The 19746-nt window shown below is 65.6% G+C and carries 16 protein-coding genes; 8 read left to right on the top strand and 8 right to left on the bottom strand.

Annotated elements, in window-relative coordinates:
* From H3H36_RS08125 to H3H36_RS08095, 7 genes are all read left to right on the top strand, one after another.
* Positions 1–864 (top strand): carbohydrate ABC transporter permease, encoded by an 864-nt coding sequence (locus H3H36_RS08125; RefSeq protein ID WP_182216092.1) that lies wholly within the window; start codon positions 1–3, stop codon positions 862–864.
* Complete coding sequence (locus H3H36_RS08120; RefSeq protein ID WP_182216091.1) at positions 861–1670, top strand: carbohydrate ABC transporter permease; 810 nt, start codon at positions 861–863, stop codon at positions 1668–1670. The genes H3H36_RS08125 and H3H36_RS08120 overlap by 4 nt, the downstream gene beginning before the upstream one ends.
* Positions 1667–3160, top strand: coding sequence for a beta-N-acetylhexosaminidase (nagZ, locus tag H3H36_RS08115; protein ID WP_182216089.1), 1494 nt, complete (start codon positions 1667–1669; stop codon positions 3158–3160). Before H3H36_RS08120 ends, nagZ begins: the two co-directional genes overlap by 4 nt.
* A gap of 43 nt (positions 3161–3203) precedes the next feature.
* On the top strand, positions 3204–4511 hold the full coding sequence (locus H3H36_RS08110; RefSeq protein WP_182216086.1) for an MFS transporter: 1308 nt from the start codon (positions 3204–3206) through the stop codon (positions 4509–4511).
* 4 nt (positions 4512–4515) lie between these two features.
* On the top strand, positions 4516–5685 hold the full coding sequence (locus tag H3H36_RS08105) for an ABC transporter ATP-binding protein (RefSeq protein ID WP_182216085.1): 1170 nt from the start codon (positions 4516–4518) through the stop codon (positions 5683–5685).
* A 134-nt stretch (positions 5686–5819) separates the two neighbouring features.
* Positions 5820–7130 carry a tetratricopeptide repeat protein gene (locus tag H3H36_RS08100; RefSeq protein WP_182216084.1) on the top strand — a complete coding sequence of 437 codons (1311 nt, stop codon included), beginning with the start codon at positions 5820–5822 and terminating at the stop codon, positions 7128–7130.
* A gap of 134 nt (positions 7131–7264) precedes the next feature.
* Positions 7265–8380 (top strand): acetyltransferase domain-containing protein, encoded by a 1116-nt coding sequence (locus H3H36_RS08095; RefSeq protein ID WP_182216083.1) that lies wholly within the window; start codon positions 7265–7267, stop codon positions 8378–8380.
* Here the strand turns inward: H3H36_RS08095 and H3H36_RS08090 are convergent.
* A complete protein-coding gene (locus H3H36_RS08090) occupies positions 8328–9383 on the bottom strand; it encodes a glycoside hydrolase family 18 protein (protein WP_182216082.1) in 1056 nt (351 codons plus the stop codon). The genes H3H36_RS08095 and H3H36_RS08090 overlap by 53 nt on opposite strands.
* Positions 9384–9493: 110 nt before the next feature.
* Positions 9494–12187 (bottom strand): TonB-dependent receptor, encoded by a 2694-nt coding sequence (locus H3H36_RS08085; RefSeq protein WP_182216081.1) that lies wholly within the window; start codon positions 12185–12187, stop codon positions 9494–9496.
* Positions 12188–12550: 363 nt separating this feature from the next.
* On the opposite strand from H3H36_RS08085, the gene H3H36_RS08080 reads away from it, so the two are divergent.
* Positions 12551–13291, top strand: coding sequence for a GntR family transcriptional regulator (locus tag H3H36_RS08080; RefSeq protein WP_182216080.1), 741 nt, complete (start codon positions 12551–12553; stop codon positions 13289–13291).
* 98 nt (positions 13292–13389) lie between these two features.
* On the opposite strand, the gene H3H36_RS08075 is transcribed toward H3H36_RS08080, so the two are convergent.
* The 6 genes from H3H36_RS08075 to rplS form a co-directional block, all read right to left on the bottom strand.
* A complete protein-coding gene (locus H3H36_RS08075) occupies positions 13390–16125 on the bottom strand; it encodes a M16 family metallopeptidase (protein WP_182216078.1) in 2736 nt (911 codons plus the stop codon).
* A 195-nt stretch (positions 16126–16320) separates the two neighbouring features.
* On the bottom strand, positions 16321–16770 hold the full coding sequence (locus tag H3H36_RS08070; protein ID WP_182216076.1) for a CBS domain-containing protein: 450 nt from the start codon (positions 16768–16770) through the stop codon (positions 16321–16323).
* Between the two features lie 143 nt (positions 16771–16913).
* Positions 16914–17258, bottom strand: coding sequence for a DUF3579 domain-containing protein (locus tag H3H36_RS08065; RefSeq protein WP_182216075.1), 345 nt, complete (start codon positions 17256–17258; stop codon positions 16914–16916).
* A gap of 245 nt (positions 17259–17503) precedes the next feature.
* The gene (locus H3H36_RS08060) at positions 17504–18463 is read right to left on the bottom strand and encodes a CobD/CbiB family protein (RefSeq protein WP_182161188.1); all 960 of its coding nucleotides are present in this window, start codon (positions 18461–18463) and stop codon (positions 17504–17506) included.
* Positions 18464–18555: 92 nt separating this feature from the next.
* Positions 18556–19215 (bottom strand): CoA pyrophosphatase, encoded by a 660-nt coding sequence (locus H3H36_RS08055; RefSeq protein ID WP_182216074.1) that lies wholly within the window; start codon positions 19213–19215, stop codon positions 18556–18558.
* 66 nt (positions 19216–19281) lie between these two features.
* On the bottom strand, positions 19282–19668 hold the full coding sequence (gene rplS, locus H3H36_RS08050) for a 50S ribosomal protein L19 (RefSeq protein ID WP_182216073.1): 387 nt from the start codon (positions 19666–19668) through the stop codon (positions 19282–19284).
* Positions 19669–19746 lie beyond the last annotated feature (78 nt).

The raw sequence follows: 19746 nt of genomic DNA, 5'->3' as shown, positions 1-19746 counted from the left end.
ATGACGCGCCGCGCCCTGCTCCCCTGGCTGTTCCTCGCGCCCGCGCTGGCGCTGCTGGCCGTATTCGCGCTCTGGCCCGTGGCCTTCGGTTCCTGGCTGGCCTTCACCGACTACAGCCTGATCCGCCCCACCCACTGGGTCGGACTGGACAACTTCCGCGCCATCTTCGACAACGAGATGTTCGTCACCGGCCTGAAAAACTCGCTGGCCTTCCTGCTCATCGTGCCGTGCGTGCAGGTGGGCGCGCTGGGACTGGCCGTACTGGTCAACAACCGCCTGCCCGGCATCCGTTTGTTCCGCGCCGCGTTCTACGTGCCGGTGGTGACGACGGTGTCGGTGGTGGGCATCATGTGGGGCTTCATGTTCCACGAACAGGGTGCGCTCAATTACGTGCTGCTGGCCATGCACCTGGTGGGCGCGCCCGTGGGCTGGCTGTCGAACGATACGCTGGCCCTGTTCTCCATCATGTTCGTCACGCTGTGGCGCGGGCTGGGCTGGTACATGGTGATGTACCTGGCCGCATTGCAGGCCGTGCCGGCCGACATGCAGGAAGCGGCCATCCTCGACGGCGCCACGCGCTGGCAGCGCTTCTGGAAGATCACCGTACCCATGCTGCGCCCCACCATCATGGTGTGCACCATCCTGTCCGTGCTGGCCGCGCTCAAGGCTTACCAGGAGGTGGACGTGCTGACCCAGGGCGGCCCCATGAACTCCACCTTCACCGGCCTGTATTACGCCTACGACCAGGGCCTCAAGCATCTCAAGCTGCCGCGCGCGCTGGCCGCCAGCTTCGTCGTCTCGCTGTTCTGCGTGGCCATCGCCGTGCTGTGCCTGCGCTACCTCAAGCCCCGGAGCCGGCAATGAAACTTCGTACCGCGCTCCATTACACCGTGCTGTGCGCGCTGGCCCTGCTGTGCGTATTCCCGTTCTGGTGGACGCTGGTGACGGCCCTGTCCACCGAGGGCAACATCTTCGCCTTCCCGCCCACGTTCTGGCCGCGCGCACCGTCGCTGGCCAATTTCGCCGAAGCGTTCCGCGCCATTCCCATGCTGGCTTTCTTCCGCAATTCCGTCTTCATCGCCGCCTGCACCGTATTCTGGAAACTGACCCTGTGCTCGATGGCGGCCTACCCGCTGGCGCGCATGCGCTTCCGTGGCCGCCAGCTGGTGTTCGCGCTGATCCTGGCCACGCTGGTGCTGCCGTCGGAAGTGAACTTCCTCGTCAACTTCATCACCGTGACCAAATTGAGCCTGGTCGATACCTACACCGGGGTGATCCTGCCCAACGTGGTAACGGCCGTCGCCATCCTGCTGCTCAAGCAGGCGTTCGAGGACGTGCCGCAGGATCTGGTCGACGCGGCCCGCGTGGACGGCGCCTCGGAATGGACCATCTTCAGCCGCATCATGCTGCCCCTGATCGCGCCGTGGCTGGCCACGGTGGGCATCCTGACGGCGGTGGAATCGTGGAACGAATATATCTGGCCCTCGATCGTGATGAGCAAGCCGGACGAATTTCCCCTGTCGGTCGGCGTGCTGTACTTGCGCGGCACCTTCGGCAGCAGCACCCGCGTGATCGCGGCCGGGACCGTGCTGACCATCCTGCCCACGCTGGCAGTCTTCCTCTTTACCCAACGATTCTTCATGCGCGGCATGGACGGAGCAGTGAAATGACTATGACCTTGAACGAACTGAGAAAAATCGCCGGACAGCTGATCATGATCCGCTTCCCCGGCCCCGTGCTCGATGCCGCCACGGCCCGCTTCATCGAGGCCAACGGCATCCGTGCCGTGTGTCTGTTCCGGGGCAATATGACGGACGCCCACCAACTGGCCACGCTGACGGGCGAACTGCGCGCGCTGATGGGGCCAGAATCGCTGATCGCCATCGACCAGGAAGGCGGCGCCGTGGTGCGCTCGACCTGGGTGCCTGCGCCGCCCGCCGCCATGGGCCTGGGCGCGGCCAACGATGCCAACCTGGCCGAGCGCACCGGCGCCGCCGTGGCGCGCGCCGTCAAGGCGCTGGGCTTCAACTGGAACTTCGCGCCCGTGCTGGACCTGAACAACAACCCGCACAACCCCGTCATCGCGGAGCGCTCGTTCGGCGCCGAGCCGCAGCGCGCCGCCGAACTGGGCATGGCCTGGATGGCCGGCAGTCACAGTGAAGGCGTGGCCTGCTGCGTCAAGCACTTCCCCGGCCACGGCGACACCCACGTCGATTCGCACCGCGACCTGCCCACCGTGGACAAGCCGCTGTCGCAACTCGAACAGTTCGAATTCGCCCCGTTCCGCCAGGCGGCCAGCCAGGCGCCAGCCATGATGACGGCGCATATCGTCTATCCGGCGCTGGACCCCGATTATCCGGCCACCATGTCGCGCCGCATCCTGCACCAGCTGCTGCGCGAGGAATGGAACTACCAGGGCGTGATCATCACGGACGGCATGGACATGCACGCCATCGCCGGCCGCTACGGCGTGGGCAAGGCGGCCGTGCGCGCGCTGGCGGCCGGCGCCGACATGGTAATGGCGCTGGGCACCCCGGAAACGCAGGAAGAGACGCTGAACGCCATCGCCGACGCGCTGGCCTCGGGCGAGCTGGCAATCGATGCAATGCGCGCCCGCCTGGCGCGCCTGGCGGCGCTGGCGCTCAATTACCCGTGCCAGCCGCGCGACTACCTGGAAGAGGCGGCCGACCGCGTGCTGATGGCCGAAGGCTGGCGCCGCGCCCTGAGCGCGCGCGGCAATCCGCAGCGTCCGCCCGCCGGCGCCAGGGTGCGCCTCGTGATGCGCCAGGATGTGGTCAGCGACGGCGTGTCCGAAGCGGGCGTGCCGGCCGCCACGGTGGCCGCCTCGCTGGGCCAGCTGTATGAGGTGGACCTGGTCACCTTCGACGACGCGGAAGCATTCGACTGGGCCGCGCTGCCGCACGACGGCCGCTACACCATCCTGGCCTCGACCTCGCGCCTGCGCTACGGCCCGCGCGCGCGCGACAGCTGGCGCCCCGACCTGCACCTGGCGCTGTGGAACCCGTACCAGGCGCTCGACATCGCCGCGCCGGCGCTGATGACCTACGGCTTCGCCGCGCCGGCGCTGGAAGCGGTCAACGCATGGCTGGCGGGCGCGCTGGAAGCGACGGGCCGGGTGCCGGTGCCCGGCTTCGACTGAAACGCCACGCCCACACAAGAAAACCAGAAAAGCAGAGACAACGATGGAACACACCAAACCGCACGTCCGCAATCCCAAACTGTGGGTGCCCAGCCTGTACCTGGCGCAGGGCTTGCCGTTCTTCGCCGTGGCCATCGTGGCCAACCAGATGTTCAAGAGCATGGGCGTGCCCAACGACGAGCTCAATCACTGGACCGCGCTGATCGGCTTCGCCTGGGTGTTCAAGCCCTTGTGGAGTCCCTTCCTGGAACTGGCCAGCAGCAAGAAGCTGGTGGTGGTGGGCTTCCAGCTCGTCGGCGGCCTGTGCCTGGGCGCCGTGGCGCTGGCCTTGCACGCGCCGTTCTGGTTCGCCGCCTGCCTCGCCATGCTGGCCCTGGTGGCCATCGCCTCGGCCACCCACGACATCGCGTGCGACGGCCTGTACATCACCAGCCTGTCCGAGAAAGGCCAGGCCGCCTACGCCGGCTGGACCGGCACCTTCTTCAACGCCGGCAAATTCTTCACCACGGGCGCCCTGCTGCTGCTGGCCGGCCACTTCGAAAAGACGCTGGGCGTGGTGCCCGCGTGGACCATCAGCTTCGCCATCCTGGCCGCCATCATGGTGGCGCTGGCCCTGTACAACAGCTGGGCGCTGCCGCAGGCGAAGAACGTGGTGGATGCGGACACCAACGCGGCCGCCATCGCGCGCACGCTGTGGCAGGTGATCGTCGAGTACTTCCGCAAGCCCGGCATCTGGGTGTCCATTTTGTTCATCATCCTGTTCCGCGCCGGCGAGGCGCAGGTGCAGTCGATCGGCCCGCTGTTCCTGCGCGAGGCGCGCAACCTGGGCGGGCTCGGTCTGAGCACGGCCGAAGTGGGCGCCGTGTACGGCACGGTCGGCACGGTGGCCTTCATCGTCGGCAGCATCGCGGGCGGCTACTTCACCTCCTGGCTCAGCCTCAAGCGCGCCATCCTGTGGCTGATCCTGGCGCTGAACCTGCCCAACGTGGCGTTCTACTGCCTGGCCACGTGGCTGCCCACGGACCTGACCGTGATCGGCGCGGCCCTCAGCCTGGAGATGTTCGGTTACGGCTTCGGCTTCGTGGGCCTGATCCTGTACATGATGCAGGTGGTGGCGCCCGGTAAATACCAGACCGCCCATTACGCCTTCTCGACCGGCATCATGCAGCTGGGCTTCGTGCTGTTCAAACTGGTCAGCGGCGACATCCAGATCGCGCTCGGCTACCAGCACTTCTTCGTGTGGGTGATGCTGAGCGCCATTCCGGTGGCCGTGCTGTCGCAGCTGATCCCCATGAGCGCCCGGCCCCAGCCCGAAGCGCAAGCGGCGCCGCACGCGGCCACGGCGGGCTGAGGCCATGGCCAGCGTCAGCCTGCAAGGCATCGTCAAGCGCTACGACGCGCATCCCGTGATCCACGGCGTGGACCTGGAGGTGGCCGACGGCGAATTCATGGTGTTCGTCGGTCCGTCCGGCTGCGGCAAGTCCACGCTGCTGCGCATGATCGCGGGGCTGGAGGAAATCAGCGCCGGCCAGCTCAGGATCGGCGAGCGCGTGGCCAACCATGTGCCGCCGGCCGACCGCAAGCTGGCCATGGTGTTCCAGTCCTACGCGCTGTACCCGCACATGACGGTGTACGAGAACATGGCCTTTGCGCTCAAGCTGGCCGGCCAGCCGGCGGCCGCCGTGCGGGCCGCCGTGGAGCGGGCGGCCGACATTTTGCGCATCGCGCCGCTGCTGCAACGCCGGCCCAAAGAGCTCTCGGGCGGCCAGCGCCAGCGGGTGGCGATCGGGCGCGCCATCGTGCGCACGCCGGAGCTGTTCCTGTTCGACGAGCCGCTGTCCAACCTGGACGCCAGCCTGCGCGTGCAGATGCGGGTGGAACTGAGCCGCCTGCACCGGGAACTGGGCACCACCATGATCTACGTGACGCACGACCAGGTGGAGGCGATGACGCTGGGCCAGCGCATCGCCGTCTTCAACGGCGGGCGCATCGAGCAGGTGGGCACGCCGCATGAACTGTACAACGCGCCGTGCAACCTGTTCGTGGCCGGCTTCCTCGGCACGCCGAAGATGAACTTCATCCCGGCCGAAGTCCTCGCCACGGGCGCGGACCACGCCAGCGTGCTGCTGCCGGGCGGCGCCATCGCCGAAGTGGCTGTCGATGGCGCCGCGCTCAGGCGTGGCGACGCCGTCACCGTGGGCGTGCGCGCCGAGCACCTGGCGCTGCGCGCACCCGGCGCGGACGCGCACGACAACGCCATCGAGGCGCTGGTAGGGCATGTGGAATACCTGGGCGACCAGTCCATCGTCTATGCCACGTTGACCGGCGCGCCGGACCTGATCGCCACGCGCCTGCCAGCCGAGACGGCGATGCCGCGCGCCGGCACGCGCGCCAGCATCGCGCTGCCGCCTGCGCGCTGCCTGCTGTTTGGCGCCGATGGCCGCGCCCTGCCCCGCCCCGCCGCCAGCGGCGCACGGGAAGCGGCACGCACGGATGATTTGGCGGCGGCCAGTCAATTTATGTAACAATACGCGGGTTTGACCGGACCGCCCTTCTCCCGCCCGCCAAGGAGTGGCAGAATGCGCGGTTTGACCACCCTTTTCGTGACGGCGCGGCGCCAACCGCCACGCCTCCATTGTCTTTGATTGAAGGATTTACAATGTCCCAATTTCGTTTCGCCCGTATTAGCCTGATCCTGGCCGCCCTCGGCCTGAACGCAGCGCCGGCCATGCTTGGCATGACGGCCGTCCACGCCGAAGAAAAGGCCGCGGCGGCGCCCGAAGCGCCGAAGGACACGGTTCGTCCGGAGATCTTCAAGCTGATCGATCCGGCCCAGATCAAGGACCTGATGGCGGCGAAAAACTACGCGGAAGTGAAGAACCGCATCGACCAGTGCGCGGCCATGCCGAACCTGACCCCGTTCGAGACCTTCGTGCTGAACCAGATGCGCGTGCAGGTCGGCTCGGCCAGCTCGGACAACGCCCTGATGCTGCCGGCGCTGGAAGCGATGATCGACTCGGGCCGCCTGTCGCCCAAGGACAAGACCAACTTCATCGAAGCGATCGGCAACATCTACTACACGTCCAAGGACTTCGACAAGGCCATCGTGTGGTTCAACCGCTACCAGACCGAGACCGGCAACACGAGCAAGGTGCGCCCGCAGATGCTGCGCGCCTACTTCTTCAAGAACGACTACGCCACCGTCAAGACGGAAGTACTGAAGGACGTGGCGGCCGCCGAACAGGCAGGCACGGCGCCCACCTCCGACGAGCTGGCCCTGCTGGGCAACGTGGGCATCAAGAGCAAGGACAACGCCCTGTACCTGCAGGCCGTGGAATACCTGGTCAAGTACTATCCGACCGAAGCCTACTGGTTCGACCTGCTCAACCGCACCCGCGGCAAGCCTAACTACAACCAGCGCCTGGACCTGGACGTGCTGCGCATGAAGGCGCTGGTGGTGCCAGGCCGCATGGAGCCGGACGACTATGCCGACCTGGCCGAACTGGCGCTGCTGGGCGGCTTCTACACGGAAGCGAAGAACGCGCTGGACAAGGGCTTCCCCAACGGCCAGATGGGCAGCGGCCCGGATGGCGCCAAGCGCAAGAAGCTGCATGACCAGGCCACCAAGGGCGCGGCCGACGACGCCAAGAACATCGGCAGCGGCGAAGCCTCGGCCGCCAAGTCCAAGGATGGCGTGGGCCTGGTCAACCTGGGCTACGCCTACGTGACCATGGGCCAGTTCGACCACGGCCTGGAGCTGATGAACAAGGGGATCGCCAAGGGCGTGCTGAAAAACCCCGAAGACGCCAAACTGCGCCTGGGCTACGCCTACGTGATGGCCGGCCGCAAGGACGACGCCATCAAGACGCTGGAAACGGTGACCGGCAACGACGGTCGCGGCGACCTGGCCCGCTACTGGATCATGTGGGCCAAGAACCCGTCCGCCCCGGCTGCACCAGCGGAAAAATAAGGCGGACGCCGGCCCCGGGCCGGCCTCCCCAACGGTGAAACAAGCCAGGCGGCGCCACCGCCTGGCTTTTTTTTGCCCTTGCATTCCTGACAATCCGCCAGCACAATGGGCATCCTGGACGACAGGAGGCCGACATGGGCAAGACTGCGAGGCTAGCCAGCATCGACATGCTGCGCGGGCTGGTGATCGCCGTGATGGCGCTCGACCACGTGCGCGATTTTTTCGGCCCCGCCAACTGGGGGCCGGAACAGCTGGACCAGACCACGCCCGCCTGGTTTGCCACGCGCTGGATCACCCACCTGTGCGCCACCACCTTCGTGCTGCTGGCCGGCAGTTCCGCATGGCTGCGCGGCAGTGGCGGCGGCAGCGGCGGTACGGCGGCCCTGTCGCGCTACCTGGCCACGCGCGGCGCGCTGCTGCTGGTGCTGGAAGCGACCTGGATCAGTTTCAGCTGGCAGTTCGGCTACGGCGTCCTGATCCTGCAAGTGATCTGGGCGCTGGGCATGGGCATGGTTTTCCTGTCCGCGCTGGTGTGGCTGCCGCAGGCCGCCATCGCCGTCATCGCCGCGCTGCTGATCCTGCCCCACAACCTGCTGGACGCGATCCAGTCCAGCCATCCCCTGTGGCTGGCCTGGCACCAGGGCGGCTTTCTGCCGTTGGGGGCCAACTTCGGCATCGTCTTCATCTACCCGCTGATGCCGTGGCTGGGATTGATGGCGGCCGGCTACGCGCTGGGCCCCGTGTTCCGCTGGGATGCGGCGCGCCGCCAGCGCTTCCTGTGGCTGGCCGGTGGGGTGCTGCTGCTGGCGTTCGCCGTCCTGCGCAGCGGGAATTTCTACGGTGATCCCGATCCCTGGTCGCCGCAGGGACGGGGCTGGGTTTGGGATGCCATTTCCTTCCTGCGCGTGCACAAATATCCGCCATCGCTGCTCTACCTGTGCGTCACGCTGGGCATCGCCCTGCCGCTGCTGGCCGTCTTCGAACGCGTGCGTCCCGTGCCGGTGCTGCTGCTGTTCGGCGGCGCACCGCTGTTCTTCTACGTGGTGCATATCGCGCTGGTCCACGCGCTGGCGGGGCTGTACTTCCTGCTGCGCTTCGGCGCCCTGCCGCAAGGCACGCCGATACACTTCACACTGCCGCCGGGGTACACGCCCTCGCTGCCGGTAGTGTATGCGGCGTGGCTTGGCGTCCTGCTGCTTATGGCTGGCCTGACGACGCTGTGGCGGCGCCGCCAGGCGCCACGGCCGTAGCGAACGCGCGCGCATATGCCCCGCCCGGCGTGCCTGGCATGCTGCTGCACGTCGCTTGCGCGTCAATGATTGGCGTGGGACACGGCGTATCGCGATCCAGCGACCAGAAATGCAGGCCGGCCAGCTTCATGCGCCGCGCGGCCTGCGCCACCAGGCGCGCGTCGGCCACGGTGAACACGTTTTCCCGCACATCGTTCACGCCTACCATGGCCGTCAGCTCGATCCGGTCATACGGCACGCCGTACCTGCGGTGCACATTGCGGGCGGCCTGGATGGCCGACAATCCCATCTGGCAGCGCCGCGCGCGCACCACGCAGGCGGACGGACTGGCCGGGCCGTAATCCATCACCATCAGGTTCAGCGCGTAGTCGCGCAAGCCACTGCGGCGCGCCGCCGCCAGCACGGCCACGCCCGTTTCGTTCAGGCTGCGCAGGCTGCCATCGGAGGCGGCGTGGGTGGGCACCGTCAAGCTGAATCGCAGCGCCGGACGGTGCGCCTGCACTGAAGCGGCCGCGCCCAACAGCGCGGCGATCTGCTGCACGCTTTGCCCGGCCTCGATATCGAAGTCGATGCCGGCCAGGTGCGGTGTATCGTAGCGGGCGATGAAACGCTCCATGCCCTCGGCGCTGGCGCAGGTGAACACGGCGCCCTGGCCGCCGGTGGAAATCAGGTAGCGGATGCCGGCCCGGTCGAACGCGGCCACGTTGGCGTCGGCCACGTCCTGGCCGCGCTGCGTGCCCCACAGCTCGTCGCCGCATTCGCCGCTGGCGAAGGCCCAGGTCAGCGCCTGCCGCCCGAACGGGCTGTTGGCGCCGTCGATGTAGGGCGTGCGCACGCCATCCGGCGCGGCCGTGATGACGTTGCTGGCCGGGTCGTTCCACATGGCCAGGTGCTTGTAGGGGCTGTAGACAAAGGGTGGCGCGGCCTGTGCCCACGGCGCGCCCGCCGCCAGCGCCGCCGTCGCCGTGATCAGGGCCGCGGCCCGCTTTGCGTGTTGTGTCATGTCGAATCTCATGCATGAAAAAAGCCCGCTGCCGGCAAGTTGTGCTTGCGCGGCAGCGGGCCGGGTGCCGCTACGGCCAGGCGTGTCAGCCTGGCCTGCGAGGCGACGGATCAGTACTTGATGCGCACACCACCGTACACGGTCTTGCCGTTCTTGTACACGCCGGCGATCTGCGTGGTATCGGTCTTGTACACGGTCAGCAGCGGGTCGTTCAGGTTCTGCGCTTCCAGCGTGAACATGACGGACTTGTTGAGCGTGTAGTTGAGCGAGATGTTCAGCGAGCCGTTGGCGCTCTGGAAGTAGTCGGCGCCGCCGCGGTTACCCAGCTTGTAGGTGGAACGGTGGCTGTAGCCGATACGGGCGCTGAAGTTGTCGGCCTCGTAGAACGCGCCCACGTTGTAGGAGTTCTTCGAGGTGCCGTACAGCGTGCAATCCTCACCGGCCTTGCCGTTGCAGGTACCCTCGGCCAGCTTGCCGGTCTGTTCGCCATCGGCGTAGGTGTAGTTGGCGCTCGCGCCAAAGCCACCCCAGATGTTCTGCTCATACGCCAGGTCCATGCCTTTCAGCTTGCCGTCGGTGTTGACCGGCGAGGAGATGTCGTAGTTGGCGATCGCACCGCCATGGGCGGCGTCGGCGTACGGCAGGATGCTGTGGCCGTAGGCGATCACGCCATCGAGCTTGCTGGCGAAGAAGCCAGCCGACAGCAGGGCCTTGGGCGCGAAGTACCACTCGGCGCTGAAGTCGATGTTGTTGCTGCGGATAGGCTTCAGGTAAGGGTTGCTGCCTACGCCGTTGTGCTCCGTGTCGCGCAGGTCGTTACCGGCCAGCTGGCCAAAGTCGGGACGGGACATGCCGCGGTTCAGGGCGAAGCGGCCCACCAGGTTGTGCGCCAGGTCGGCACGCAGGTTCAGGCTGGGCAGCACGTCGTTGAAGCTTTGCTCGTACTCTGGCTTACCACCGGGCAGGAAGGCGTGGATATCCATCTTGGTGCGCACGAAGCGCAGGCCCACGTTGCCGCTGATGGCTTCCGATGGCTGCAGGTTGGCCATCACGTAAGCGGCGTTCGTGTCTTCCTTGATGTTGAACTCCTGCTGCGTGGCGTGGGTGTTGAAGGTGGCGTACTTGGCGACCCACGAGGCGACATAGTCATTGCTGATCTTGAACGGGTTGAAGCCTGGCGTCGGGTTGACGGGCAGGTTGCCATACCAGTTGCTGCCATAGTTGCCGATGGCGCTGTCGGGGATCTGGGTGTCGTCGGTGGCGCCGGCGCCCAGCACCATGTTCAGCTTGGTCAGGCCGCGCTCATGCTTGGCCATGCGCACGCCGAACTGGATCGAGGGCACCACGTCCGAGGCCAGCTTGTACTCGCCGTCCACCTGGCCATAGTTTTCCTTGTCGTCCGACGAGGTGTAGCCGCCCCAGCCGCCGATGCCGCCGCCGGCGCGCACGAACTTGTCGCCGCCTGGCACGTTGAGCACGAAGATGCCGTCCGGCGTCAGCGAGTAGCCGGCGCCCTGGTTCCACGCGCTCAGCACTTCGAAGCCCACGTCCGTCGTCTTGCCGCTGCCGCTGGTGTGGCCCAGTTTGCCGTTCAGGGTCAGGTCCCGGTTGACCACCCATTTGCCGTCGAAGTTGAGGAACTTGGAATCGGTCTTGGCGTCCGGACGGGCCGCCACGTCTTCCACCACCGACCAGGCGCCGGCCGAATTGGCGCCGAACGCGTCCTTACCATAGAACACGGAGGTGATGGTGTTGCCCACCACGGTGGCCGGCTGGGTGGGCTTGACGGCGTTGCCGTTCCAGCCCGGGCCGTTGACGGCGTTGATGGTGTCGGCCATGTAGTTGGTGTTGTAGTTCTTCGCATCGACGGTCGACAGGAAGCCCGACAGATCCAGCGTCACGTTCGAGGCCGGCTTCCATTGCGCTTCCAGGTAACCGCCCTGGCGCTTGCGCTCCTGCTGGAACAGCACGGCGCCGCTCAGCAGGCTGATGTTCTTGCCGGCCAGCGCAGGATCGGGGTAGTTGGCGCCCGTCTTGTCCCACCACACGCCTTCCGAACCGGCGCGCTGCAGCTTGCGGGTCTGCGAGAACACCTGGCCCAGGATGCCGAACTTGTTATCGTCGCTCTTCCAGTTGACCAGGGCCGTGACGGCCGGATCGGTCGATTTGGCGGCCGTCGAATAAGCCGCTTCCACCGAGGCGGAGGTGGTCAGCTTGTCGCGGAACTCCAGCGGCTTGCGGGTCTGGATGTCGACCGTGCCGGCCGCGCCGCCTTCGAGCAGGTCAGCCTGCGAGGACTTGTGCACGACGATGCGGCCCACCAGGTCCGACGGCAGCAAGGTGTAGGACACGCTGCGGCCACCGCTGGCGATGTTGGGACCATACCAGTCGCCGCTGGAGACGGTGTGGCCGTTCAAGGTGGTCAGCGTCATCTGCGACAGCATACCGCGCATCTGCACGTGTTCGTTCTCGCCGAACGAACCTTCGGCCGAACCGGCGCTGGTGGTGGTCACGCCGGCCACGCGCGAGAGCGAGTCGGCCACGTTCTTGTCCGGCATCTTGCCGATGTCTTCGGCCGTGATCACTTCCACCATCGATTCCGCGTTCTTCTTCTGGTTCAGCGACTGCTGCAGCGAGGCGCGGATACCCGTCACCACCACCACTTCGCCGTTCTGCTGCTGGTCCTGTGCGTAGGCCGGCATGGCCACGCTCATGGCCAGCAGCGCCACGGCCGACGCGATCGGCGTCAGATGGCTGGAGCCTTGTTTCAGAATCCGGTGCGTCGTTGCGATATTGCTTTTCATGTAGTCCCCCTTGATTGCGGCCTGACAGCGCAAGCCTGTTAGCGTTCTTATCGATCGGCTCCCGCTGCGATCGCCGCCGCGATCTTCGCAAGAGCCTCTTTACAACCACTTACAAAACCAATTGAACGCCAATATACCCCAATCCAATACCAGAACACTACCAGTTTTGCGATTTTTTTCGCCTGTTGTGCATGCCACACAGACCACTTTGTTTTCTTTTATGCAATTAATTGCAGCGTACCGCAGGGAAGTGGCCTGATACCACGACAATACCAACGGCACGGCCTTTTTGGTATGATCAGACCACACACAGACATGCAAGGCCGCGCCAGGTACGCGGCCGGCCACGGGAGACATCACCGTATGACTACGCTAGCCCAGCTCATGCACAACCTGGGGCAGCACAGCAGCCTGCCCCTGTACCAGCAACTGCAGCGCGCCTTGCGCGAAGCGATCGACAAGCGCCTGTACGGGCCGGACGAAGCGCTGCCGGCCGAACGCCAGCTGGCGGCCGACCTGGGCATCTCGCGCATCACCGTGCGCAAGGCCATCGACGGCCTGGTGGAGGAAGGCTTGCTGGTGCGCCGGCCCGGTTCGGGCAACTTCATCAACACCCGCATCGAGAAGAACTTCGCCAAACTGACCTCGTTCTCGGAAGACATGCGGGCGCGCGGGCGCACGCCGCGCAGCGTGTGGCTCAAGCGCTCGGAAGGGACGGTGACGCCGGAGGAAGCGTTGCGCTTGCGGCTCAGCCCGGGCGCGCCCGTGTACCGCTTCCACCGCATCCGCTACGCCGACGAGATACCAATGTGTCTGGAATACGCCACCATCGTCGCCACCGCCCTGCCCTCGCTGGAGGCGGTGCAGGTGTCGATGTATGAAGCGCTGGAACAGGCCGGCAACCGCCCCGTGCGGGCGCTGCAGCGGCTCAGCGCGCTGTTGCTCAACGCCGAGCAGGCCGAACTGCTGCAAGCGAAGCCCGGCGACGCCGGCCTGGCCGTGGAACGGCTGGGCTTCCTGCGAGACGGACGGGCGGTGGAATTTTGCCGCTCCATCTTCCGCGGCGACATGTACGATTTCGTGGCCGAACTCAACACGGCCTAACATTCCCGGCAAACAAAATCGGGGACGTAACACGGTTTTCCTGTACGGAAAAACCGTGTTACGTCCCCGATTTTGTTTGCCGGGAATATTGGCGGGCTTTACTGGGGCTTGGCGGCGGCCTTGGCGTCGTCGCCGGCTGTCACCACGCTCAGCTTGGCCGGGTCGATGAACTTGCGGAACGCGGCGTTGACCTGCTCCACCGTGAGCGCCTTGACCTTGTTTTCGAACGCCAGGCTCCACGCATAGCTGCGGCCCAGGAACAGGTTGCGCGACCAGCCGGACGCCAGCACCTCGTCCTTGGCGCGGTTCTGCAGCCGCTGCTGCAAGAGGCCGGACTTGGCACCGGCCAGCTCGGCCGCCGTGAAGCCATCCTTGAGCGCGCGCTCCAGCTCGTCGCGGATGGCCGCTTCCAGCTTGCCCAGGTTCTGCGGCGCGGCGATGGCGCCCATGCCGAAGCCGCCGGCGCGGTCGATCTCGCCGGCGCCGATGTCGGCCCCGCCGCCATAGGACAGGCCATCCTTCTGGCGGATGCGGTCCATCAGGCGCGACTTCAAGCTGCCGCCGCCGAAGATGTAGGTGGCCACTTCCAGCGCCGGATAGTCAGGATCATTGACGTTCAGGTCCAGGTTCAGGCGCGCTTCATAAAAGCCGTTTTCCTTGTCCGGCGTGTTGATGTGCTGGTGCAGGGCCGGCTTGTCGGCATTGGTGTTGGTGATGCGCGCGTACGCCACCTGGCTGTTCCAGCCGTTGAAGCTGTCGGCGATGGTCTTGCCGGCGGCGGCCGGATCAAAATCGCCCACGATGGACAGCTCGCCATGCGAGGCGCCGTAATACTGGCGGTGGAAGGCCACCACATCCTCCAGCTTGAGCGCGCGGATCTCGGCCAGCTGCTCGTCCACCGTCTTCACGGCGCGCGGGTCGCCTTTCGGATAGTGGTTGTAGTACTCGGACATGGCCTGGTGCGCCAGCGACTGCGGTTCGTTGCGCGACGATTCGATGGCGACGATCCACTGCTGGCGCATCTGCTCGAACTCGGCGGCCGGGAAGCTCGCTTCCTTGAGCACGTGGCTCACCAGGCGCAGCGCCTGGTCCAGGTTGGGGCCGGTCGTGTCGAAGTGGTACAAGCTGCCTGAAATCTTCAGCTTGGCGAACGCGTCGGCCAGTTCCGTGCGGCTGTACTTGCTCGTGCCGCGCATCAGCATGTCGCTGGCGGCCGCCATGATGGTGCTCTTGCCGAACAGGTTGTGCTCATCGCCCCAGTGCAGGTGCAGGTCCACGGACACGGCTTCGCCGCGGTTCTTCTTGGGCAGCATGGCCACCTTCAGGCCGCCGATGGTCTGGATCTTGGTGCGGGCGTCGATGTTGGCTTGGCTGGGATCGAACGCTTCGGAACGGAGCGTGGCGGCCTTGCCCTTGAAGTCCTTCATCACGTCGGCCACGGTGGGCGCGGGCGGCATCTCGGCCCGCTGCGGCGCATCGTCGGGCAGGAACTCGCCCACGGTGCGGTTGTCGCGCCGCAGGTAGCGGCCGGCGGCCGCGCTCACCTGCTCGGGCGTGATGTGATCCAGCTTGTCGCGGCCTTCGAACAGCAAGCGCCAGTCGCCCAGCGCGATTTCCTCGGACAGGGTCACGCCCACTTTCTGGGGATCGTTCAGGGCTTTCTCGATGCCGTTGGCGAAGTTACGGCGGGTGCGTTCCATTTCCTCGGCCGTGGGCGGAGTCTTGGCGAAGTTCTCCACGGTGGCGATCAGGGCGTCGCGCACGGGCGCAATCGGCTGGCCCGCCTTGACCACGGCGCCGATGATTTCCAGCCCCGGCGCGTAGCCGGTCTGGCCAAAGCTGAACACTTCGGCCGCCATGCCCGTTTCCACCAGCGCCTTGTGCAGGCGGCCGGTCGGCGTGTCGCCCAGGATTTCGGACATGAACGACAGCGGGTCGGCATCGGCCTGCAGCGCGGACGGGATCTTGTAGCCGAGCGCGACGATCTGCATGTCGCCCTTGCGCCGCACGGTGAAGCAACGCTCGCCATCCTGGGTCGGCTCCACGGTCCAGAACGGGGGCAGCTTGCGCTTGGGCTTGGGGATGGCGCCGAACGATTTGCTGATCCAGGCCAGCGTCTGGCTCGGGTCGAACTTGCCGGCCACCAGCAGCACGGCGTTGTCGGGCTGGTAGTAGGTGCGGTAGAACGCTTGCAGGTTTTCGATGCGCACGTTCTCGATATCGCTGCGGTTGCCGATCGTGGAGCGGCCATAGCTGTGCCAGTCGTAGGCGATGCTCTGCATGCGCTTGAGCAGCACCGAGAACGGCTGGTTCTCGCCCGACTCGTATTCGTTGCGCACCACCGTCATCTCGGAATCGAGGTCCTTGCGGGCGATGAAGGAGTGGACCATGCGGTCCGCTTCCATGTCCAGCGCCCACTTCAGGTTATCGTTCCCGGCCTGGAACACTTCGTAGTAATTGGTGCGGTCGAACGAGGTCGTGCCGTTGAACTCCATGCCGCGTTCGTTGAATTCCTTGGGGATGCTGCGGTTCTTGGGCGAGCCCTTGAACATCATGTGTTCAAGCAGGTGGGCCATGCCCGTCTCGCCGTAGTTCTCGTGGCGCGAGCCGACCAGGTAGGTGACGTTGACGGTCACGGTGGGCTTGGAGGCATCCGGGAACAGCAGCACCTTGAGCCCGTTGGGCAGGTGGTATTCCGTGATGCCTTCCACGGACGGCCCTTTGGTGACGCCGGCCGGCAGCGTCTGCGCCCAGGCGCCCTGCGGGGCCAGGAACGACAGGCTGCACACCAGCAGGCCGCAGACGGCGACACGCTTCGCATATGGAGTATTCATAAATTCTCTACGGAAATTCAGAAAACGCCAGCATAACCGCAAGCGGGCCGCCGTGGCGGTGTAAAAACGTAAAATATTGTTATATACCTATCGCCGGCGCCGGAATGCAAGCCGACCTGCCCGTGCCCATGGCGGGGAACGGGCGCGTGGTCGCCCGCGCTGGTGGCGCTGGCGGTCCGGCGGGGCCGGGCACCGTCAGTGCCGCGCCTGCTTCTCGTGTTCGAGCTGGCTGGCGCTGATGCGCGACAGTTCGCCCATTTCCTGGGCCAGGAATTCGATCAGGTCGTCGATACTGACGATGCCCGACAAGCCGCCCAGGCTGTTGACGACGGGCAGCCGTCGGATGCCCTTGAAGCGCATGCGGTCGATGGTCTCGTAGACGTCGTCTTCCTCGTTGGCCGTCATCAGCTCGCCGCTCATGACGTCGCCCACCAGCAGGCTGGCCGGATCGAGGCCGAGCGCGATGACGGAGACGACGATGTCGCGGTCGGTCAGGATGCCCACCGGCACCCGCTCGCCGTTGGGCTGCTCGACCACGACCAGGTCGCCCACATGATGGTTACGCATCAACAGCGCCGCGTCCTGCACGGTGACGTCGCGCTTGCAATGCACAGTTTGTACGGTACAGATGTCGCCGATACGCATGGCCGCTCCCTCCTCCGCAAAAATTCCAGTGTAGCGCGATCCATGGCGAATGGGCGTTCACTAGCGCGGCCGGAATGACTTGGAGCAGGTTTCAACAGGATACGACCGCGTGGTGGCCAGGGCGGCACACGGCGGGCGGCCGTTCAGCCTTGCTTCGGTTCGGGTTCGGGCACCAGGCAGGCGTCCACGATTTGCAGGTCGTTGTCCTTGGCGAACGAGACGACGAAGTGGTAAGCCAGCGGCTCCAGGTCGCGCAGGCGGTTGTTGACCACCACCGACTTGACGCCGTTGATCACCGTCGGGCAGACATAGGGGGAAAACTGCAGATGGGAATGGCGTCCAGCCGTGCCCTCGGGACGGAAACAGGACATGACACCGCACAGGCGTTCGGCCCAGTCACTGGGACGAAACTGTCTGCCATTGCTGGTGACGCCAAGGATAAAGAACTCGTCGTGCAGTTCTTTCTTGTTGTGAGCTGACTCGGCCATAGGCGGCTTGTGGGTAACAAGGATGCGTGGAAGATCCCGGCAGGTGCGCCGGGTGGCGGTACGATTCTGTAAGAACTTCAGGTATTATATCTTATAGAAGACCTATCCACATAAACCCTTGATTTCAAACGAGCTTTTCAGGATGGGCGCCGGGTCGGTGCAGGGCCGCACCAGCGCGGTGCGGCCCTGCCCCAAGCAAGCTCCATTGTAAGCCGGTTGTCTGGCCGTTGGATGCCGGGACCGGGTCAGCCGAGCCAGACGGCGCCGGAAAGCAACAGCAGCAACAGCATCCACAGCAGCAGCGCGCGCCACACCAGGCCCACCGTGCTTTGCAGGGCGCGCACGTTCGGCTCCTCGCCGGGCAGCACTTCCGGCTCCACGTCCGTCGTATCGACGGTGGAAGCGTCGGCCAGCACCACCTTGGCCGCGTTCTCGGCCGGCGTGCCCAGGCGCACGCCCATGGCGCCGCCGCCGGCCGACAGGATGATGCCGATCGCCTCGTCCTGCCAGCGGTCGGCGAAATTGCGCCAGGCGTAGATGGCGTCCTCGAAGTTGCCAACCACGGCGAAGGCCACGGCCGTCAGGCGCACCGGGATCCAGTCGATCCAGTAGAACGCGCGGGCGGCGAACTGGCCGAACGCTTCATTGCGCATGTGCTCGGGTTCGTTCCACGCGCGCGCCAGGTGCTCGGCCACGCGGTACATGACGGCGCAGGCCGGGCCGAGCGGCATGAGGAACCAGAAGAACACGCCGAACACATTGCGGTGCGTGGTGATCAGCGATTTTTCGACGGCGATGCGGGCGATCTCGGAAGTTTCCATGCCCACCGTGTCGAGCTTGGTCCATTCGGCCAGCAGGGCGCGGGCCGTGGCCTCGTCGCCCGCGTTCAGGGCCAGCTGGATCGAGGTGAAATAGTGGCTGTAGTGGCGGAAGCCCAGCGTCAGGTAGACGATCAGGATGTTCCAGGCGAACGCGGCCAGCGTCAGGTTGTAGTGCATCAGCACGCCGTAGATCAAGGCCGTGGGCACCATCAGGATCGCCATCATCAGGAACCAGCCCATGCGGCCGTGGCGTGGGTGGCCCGCGTTGAACCAGGTTTCCATCCGCATCGCCAGACTCTTGATCTCGGCGTAGATCGGGTTATCCGCACGCAGCGGTTTCATCTGTTCGATCAGCAGCGCGCAGAGTATGGAAAGAAAAGTCATCAAACGTCCTTTGTGTCAGCAATGCCGTAATGCCCGCTACGATAACGCAGTGCAGTGCCGGAATCAAACTTATTGCAAGATTGCCCCGCGGGTCAGGCGCGCAGGAAATGGAACAGGTTGCGCAACATGCCCGCCGTGGCGCCCCAGATGAAGAAGCGCTCGTACGGCATGGCGTAGAAGCTGCGCGCGCCACCGGGCAGTTGCACGGACAGGCGCTGGTGGTTGCGGCCATCCATCAGGAATTGCAGCGGTACTTCGAAGATCTCGGCCACCTCGGACGGGTCGGCCGTCAGCTCGAACGGCGGCAGCACCAGGCCCACCACGGGCGTGACGCGGTAGCCGGTGCCGGTCAGGTAGTCGGGCAAGGCGCCCAGCACGTCCACGTGGCGCCGGTGCAGGCCGATCTCCTCCTCCGATTCGCGCAGCGCCGTGGCCACGGCGTCGGCGTCGTAGTCCTCGGCGCGGCCACCGGGGAAGCTGATCTGGCCGGCATGGTCGGTCAGGTGGGCCGTGCGCTGGGTCAGCAGCAAGGTCAGGCCATCGTCGCGCTGCACCAGCGGCACCAGCACCGACGCTGGCGTGGGCTGAGGCCGGGCGATCAGCGATTCCTGCGCCGTCTCGGGCGTCCACACGGGCGGCGCGGCGAAGCGTGCGCGCAGCCACTGCGGCGACAGGCGCTCGGACGCGACGGCTGGCTCGCCGGCCACGCTGTCGACGGGCAGTTGCTGGGGATCGAACGGAAGCTGGGCCAAGAATCTTACCTCCACATGCAAAAAAGGGGCACCAGCGGCGCCCCTTCCATCCAAACACAAACGCGATTAAGCGTCTGCTTTCGCCGCTGCTGGGCGACGGTTTGGCAGTTTTTCCTTGATACGTGCCGATTTACCGGAACGATCACGCAGGTAGTACAGTTTAGCGCGACGTACGTCACCGCGGCGTTTCACTTCGATCGAAGCGATCAGCGGCGAGTACAGCTGGAAGGTACGCTCGACGCCTTCGCCGGACGAGATCTTGCGAACGATGAAGTTCGAGTTCAGGCCACGGTTGCGACGGGAGATCACGACGCCTTCGTAAGCCTGGGCGCGCTTGCGGGTGCCTTCGACTACGTTAACGTTGACGACCACGGTGTCACCAGGGGCGAAGTCAGGGATGCTCTTGCCCAGGCGAGCGATTTCTTCTTGCTCGAGTTGTTGAATCAGATCCATTTTAAACTCCAAAAACCATCGTGCTGGCGCGCAATGAGTGCTGTTCAGACACTCGCCCAGTAGAGGATGGGGTTAAAC

The organism is Rugamonas fusca (assembly GCF_014042365.1).
In the GTDB taxonomy this organism is placed as follows: domain Bacteria; phylum Pseudomonadota; class Gammaproteobacteria; order Burkholderiales; family Burkholderiaceae_D; genus Rugamonas; species Rugamonas fusca.
Note: the sequence above shows the minus strand (reverse complement) of the source record. Positions and strands in the feature narration are given on the sequence as shown.